The organism is Spirillospora sp. NPDC049652 (assembly GCF_040675125.1).
Classification (GTDB): Bacteria; Actinomycetota; Actinomycetes; order Streptosporangiales; family Streptosporangiaceae; genus Spirillospora.
Genome location: NZ_JBFAOF010000655.1, coordinates 1 through 4,184 on the forward strand (window position 1 = coordinate 1; position 4,184 = coordinate 4,184).

Annotated in this window: 5 protein-coding genes; 1 reads left to right on the forward strand and 4 read right to left on the reverse strand. The window is 73.2% G+C overall.

Annotated features, from left to right (window positions below):
• Window positions 1-78: 78 nt before the first annotated feature.
• The 4 genes from AB0J52_RS30000 to AB0J52_RS30015 all read right to left on the reverse strand — a co-directional run bounded on the left by AB0J52_RS30000 (window position 79) and on the right by AB0J52_RS30015 (window position 3,448).
• Window positions 79-669, reverse strand: a complete 591-nt coding sequence (locus AB0J52_RS30000; protein WP_500186000.1) for an LOG family protein — start codon at window positions 667-669, stop codon at window positions 79-81.
• Window positions 669-1,451, reverse strand: a complete 783-nt coding sequence (locus tag AB0J52_RS30005) for an LOG family protein (RefSeq protein WP_500186005.1) — start codon at window positions 1,449-1,451, stop codon at window positions 669-671. Before AB0J52_RS30005 ends, AB0J52_RS30000 begins: the two co-directional genes overlap by 1 nt.
• 22 nt (window positions 1,452-1,473) lie before the next feature.
• Window positions 1,474-2,532, reverse strand: coding sequence for a succinyl-diaminopimelate desuccinylase (gene dapE, locus AB0J52_RS30010; protein WP_500186001.1), 1,059 nt, complete (start codon window positions 2,530-2,532; stop codon window positions 1,474-1,476).
• Window positions 2,533-2,611: 79 nt separating this feature from the next.
• Window positions 2,612-3,448, reverse strand: a complete 837-nt coding sequence (locus AB0J52_RS30015) for a 2,3,4,5-tetrahydropyridine-2,6-dicarboxylate N-succinyltransferase (protein ID WP_500186002.1) — start codon at window positions 3,446-3,448, stop codon at window positions 2,612-2,614.
• Between the two features lie 44 nt (window positions 3,449-3,492).
• Between AB0J52_RS30015 and AB0J52_RS30020 the strand changes: the two genes are divergently transcribed.
• The coding region (locus AB0J52_RS30020) for a hypothetical protein (RefSeq protein ID WP_500186004.1) at window positions 3,493-4,184 on the forward strand (692 nt) is incomplete at its 3' end.

Consider the following 4,184-nt stretch of genomic DNA (forward strand, 5'->3'; position numbering starts at 1 on the left):
CCCCGGAGCCCGCATCCCGGACCGGGTCCGCGCGGGCCGACCCCGCGGCGGGGACGGCCGGCCGCGCCGCCACCGGGCCTACGGCTGGGCCTCGGTGAAGTCCTCCGGGGTGGCGTCGATCCGGGGACGCGAGTGCTCCAGCAGGTCGAGGGCCTCGTCGAGGTCGGCCGTCCAGCCGACCGCGTCGAACACCTTCGGCCGGGCGAAGCCCAGCTCGGTCAGGTTCTCGGCCAGCTCGCGCAGCGGGTCGTAGACGCCGAGCGGGTCGAGGACGACCAGGGGCTTGTCGTGCATGCCGAGCGTCCGGGACGTCCAGATCTCGAACAGCTCCTCCAGCGTGCCGATGCCGCCGGGCAGCACCAGGAACGCGTCGCTGCGCCGGTCCATCTCGCCCTTGCGGGACCGCATGTCGGGGGTGACGACCAGCTCGTCGCTGTCCTCATCGGAGACCTCCACGTGGCGCAGCGCCTCGGGGATGACGCCGATCGTGCGGGCTCCCCCGGCGCGGGCGCCGCGCGCGACCGCGCCCATCGAGGAGATCCGGCCGCCGCCGCTGACCAAGGTGTGGCCGCGCCGGGCCAGCTCGCGCCCGACCCGCTCGGCGAACTCGACGTGCACCGGGTCGATGCGGGTGGACGAGGCGCAGAACACGCAGACCGCGAGCCCCATCAGGACGGGTCCCCGGCGCGGCGCGCCGTCTCGGCCACGGCCTCGATCTCCTCGTGCTTGCGCGCCTCCTCCTCGTGCGCCCCCACGATCACCCGGACGACCTCGTCCGGGTCGTCGGTGAGGTGGATGAGGTCCAGGTCGTCGGCGGAGATGTTGCCCGCGGGCAGCACCGTCTGCTTCATCCAGTCCAGCAGCCCGCCCCAGTACTCGGTGCCGACCAGCACGATCGGGAACCGGGTGATCTTGCCGGTCTGGACGAGCGTGATCGCCTCGAACAGCTCGTCCAGGGTGCCGAACCCGCCGGGCAGCACCACGAACGCCTGGGAGTACTTCACGAAGATCGTCTTGCGGACGAAGAAGTACCGGAACTGGACGCCGATGTCGACGTGGTCGTTCAGCGACTGCTCGAACGGCAGCTCGATGCCGAGCCCGACCGACAGGCCGCCCGCGTCGTGGCTGCCCTTGTTGGCGGCCTCCATGATGCCGGGGCCGCCGCCGGTGATCACGGCGTAGCCCGCCTCGTGCAGCTTCGCGCCGATCTGCTCGCCGAGCTCGTACTCGGGCGTGCCCGGCTTCGTCCGGGCGCTGCCGAACACGCAGGCGGCCTTGGGCAGCTCGGCGAGCAGCCCGAACCCCTCCACGAACTCGGCCTGGATGCGGAGCACCCGCCACGGGTCGGCGTGCACCCAGTCGGTGGGGCCGCGCCGGTCCAGCAGCCGCTGGTCGGTGGTGGTCGGGGGGATGGCCTTGCCTCGCAGGGTCGCCGGCCCCTGCCGCCGCATACGGATCTCGCGCTTCATGACCTCACCTTAGCCAGGCCAGGAGGCGGTTCTCGGCGTCGGTGATGAGGGGGAGCTCGACGTACTCGTCCCTGGTGTGGGCGAGGGTCGGGTGGCCCGGGCCGTAGTTGACCGCCGGGACGCCGAGGGAGTCGAACCGGGCGACGTCGGTCCAGCCCAGCTTGGCCCGTACGGCCGCGCCCGTCTCGGCGACGAAGGCCCGCGCGGCCGGACGGTCCAGGCCCGGCCGGGCGCCGGGCGCGGAGTCGACGAGCCTCACGTCGAAGCCGTCGAAGAACGTCCGGACGTACTCCTCGGCCTCCTTCTCGGACTTGTCCGGCGCGAAGCGGTAGTTGACGGTGACGACGCACTCGTCCGGGATGACGTTGCCCGCGACGCCGCCGCTGACGAACACCGCGTTCAGGCCCTCGTGGAACTCCAGGCCGTCCACGACGGGCAGGGCGGGCTCGTAGGCGCGCAGCCGGTCCAGGATCGCGCCGGCCTCGTGGATGGCGTTCCGGCCCATCCAGGCGCGCGCGCTGTGCGCCCGCTCGCCGCGCGCGGTGACCTCGGCGCGCAGCGTGCCCTGGCAGCCGCCCTCGATGAGCCCGCCGGTCGGCTCCATCAGGACGGCGAAGTCGGCGGCGAGCAGTTCGGGCCGGGTCTCGGCGATCCGCTTCAGCCCGTTGCGGTCGGCCTCGACCTCCTCGCACTCGTAGAAGACGTAGGTCACGTCCCGGGACGGCGCGGACAGCGCGGCGGCCAGCTTGAGCTGCACCGCGACCCCGGCCTTCATGTCCGTCGTGCCGCAGCCGTAGAGCCGGTCGCCCTCGCGGCGGGACGGCAGGTTGCCGTTCAGCGGGACGGTGTCCAGGTGCCCGGCGAGCAGCACGCGCTCGGGGCGGCCGAGGGCGGTGCGCGCGATGACCGAGTCGCCGTCCCGGACGACCTCCAGGTGCGGCAGTTCCCGCAGCGCGGCCTCGACGGCGTCCGCGAGGGGCCGCTCGTTCCCGCTCACCGACTCGACATCGACGATCGCCGCCGTCAGGTCCGTCACGTCCATCTGGAGATCGAGAGAGGTCATGCCCGGAACCCTATGCAAAGGGGACGGCCGTGCGGGCCGTCCCCCAGCGTGTCGGGCCCGTGGGCGGGCCCCCGGTCCGTCAGGTGTTGATGCCGTGGTCGCGCAGGATGTCGTTGAGCGCGGCCTTGTCGTGCCGCTGGCCCGGCTCCAGGCGCTTCAGCACCAGGACGGCGGGCAGCCCGAAGCTCCCGCCCTTGAACTCCTTCAGGCGGGTGCCGCCGACGGCGACGCACCAGTCGGGGATGCGGCCCCGGCTGAGCTCCTCGCCGGTCTCGACGTCGATCACCGGCATGGACGCCGACAGGTTCGTCCCGGAGCCGACGACCGCGCCGCGCCCGACCCGCGCGCCCTCGACGATCATCGAGCGGGAGCCGATCATGGCCTCGTCCTCGATCACCACCGGCTTGGCGTTCGGCGGCTCGAGCACGCCGCCGATCCCCACCCCGCCGGACAGGTGCACGTTCTTGCCGACCTGGGCGCAGGACCCGACGGTCGCCCAGGTGTCGACCATCGTGCCGGAGTCGACGTAGGCGCCGATGTTGGTGAACGACGGCATCAGGACCACGCCGGGGGCCAGGTAGGAGCCCCAGCGGGCGATCGCGCCCGGGACGACCCGGACGCCGTCCAGGCGGCTCTTCAGCGGGATGCGGTCGTGGTACTGGAAGTCGCCCACCTGCGACCGCACCATGCCGAGCACCTTGAAGCTCAGCAGGATGGCGCGCTTGGCGCGCTCGTCCACGACGACCTCGTCGGTCGCGGGGTCGATCAGGGCGACCCGGGCCTCGCCGGCGTCGATCTGGTCCACGGCGGCGACGATCGCCGCGCGGGCCTCGGTGTCGTCCGGCCCGAGCTCGGCGCGCCGCTCCCAGAGCTCGTCGACGGCGGCGGAGATCGGGCTGGTGAACGTCTCGGTCATGGACATTGAGCTTACCGACGGCCGGAGCCCGGTACGGTCAGGGCGTGGCTGTCTGGGCGAAGCTGGGATCCGGCCCCCGGGAGGGGTCGGGCGGCGAGCGGAGTGGGCGGCGGCGGCGCTGGTGGATCGTGGCGCTCGTCGCCGTCGTCGCGCTGTCGGCCGCCGGGTACGCGCTGTACACGCGCGCCCGTCCCTACCTGCACGGTTCGGGGTGCGAGGTGCGGACGGCGCAGGGCAAGATGCCGCTCGACCTGGACCAGGCGGCGAACGCCTCGACCATCGCCGCGGTGGCCGTCCGCAAGTCGCTGCCGGAGCGCGCCTCGGTGATCGCGTACGCGACGGCCATCCAGGAGTCGCACATGCGCAACCTGGCGGGCGGCGACCGCGACTCGGTCGGCATGTTCCAGCAGCGGCCCTCGCAGGGCTGGGGCTCGCCGGACAAGCTGCGCGACCCCGTCCAGTCCACCAGCAAGTTCCTCGACGCGCTGGTCAAGGTGAAGGACTACCTCGACCTCGACCTGCACGACGCGGCGCAGCGCGTCCAGCGCAGCGCCGACGGCAACGCCTACGCGCAGCACGAGGGCGACGCGAAGGTGCTGGCGCAGGCGTTCGGCGGCCGGTCCCCCGCGTCCGTCCGCTGCTGGTACCCGCCGAACAAGCGCACCGACGCGCGGCGCGGCGCCGCCGTGCGGGAGATGCGCCGGGCGTTCGGCAGCCGACTCCAGGTGGTCGCGCC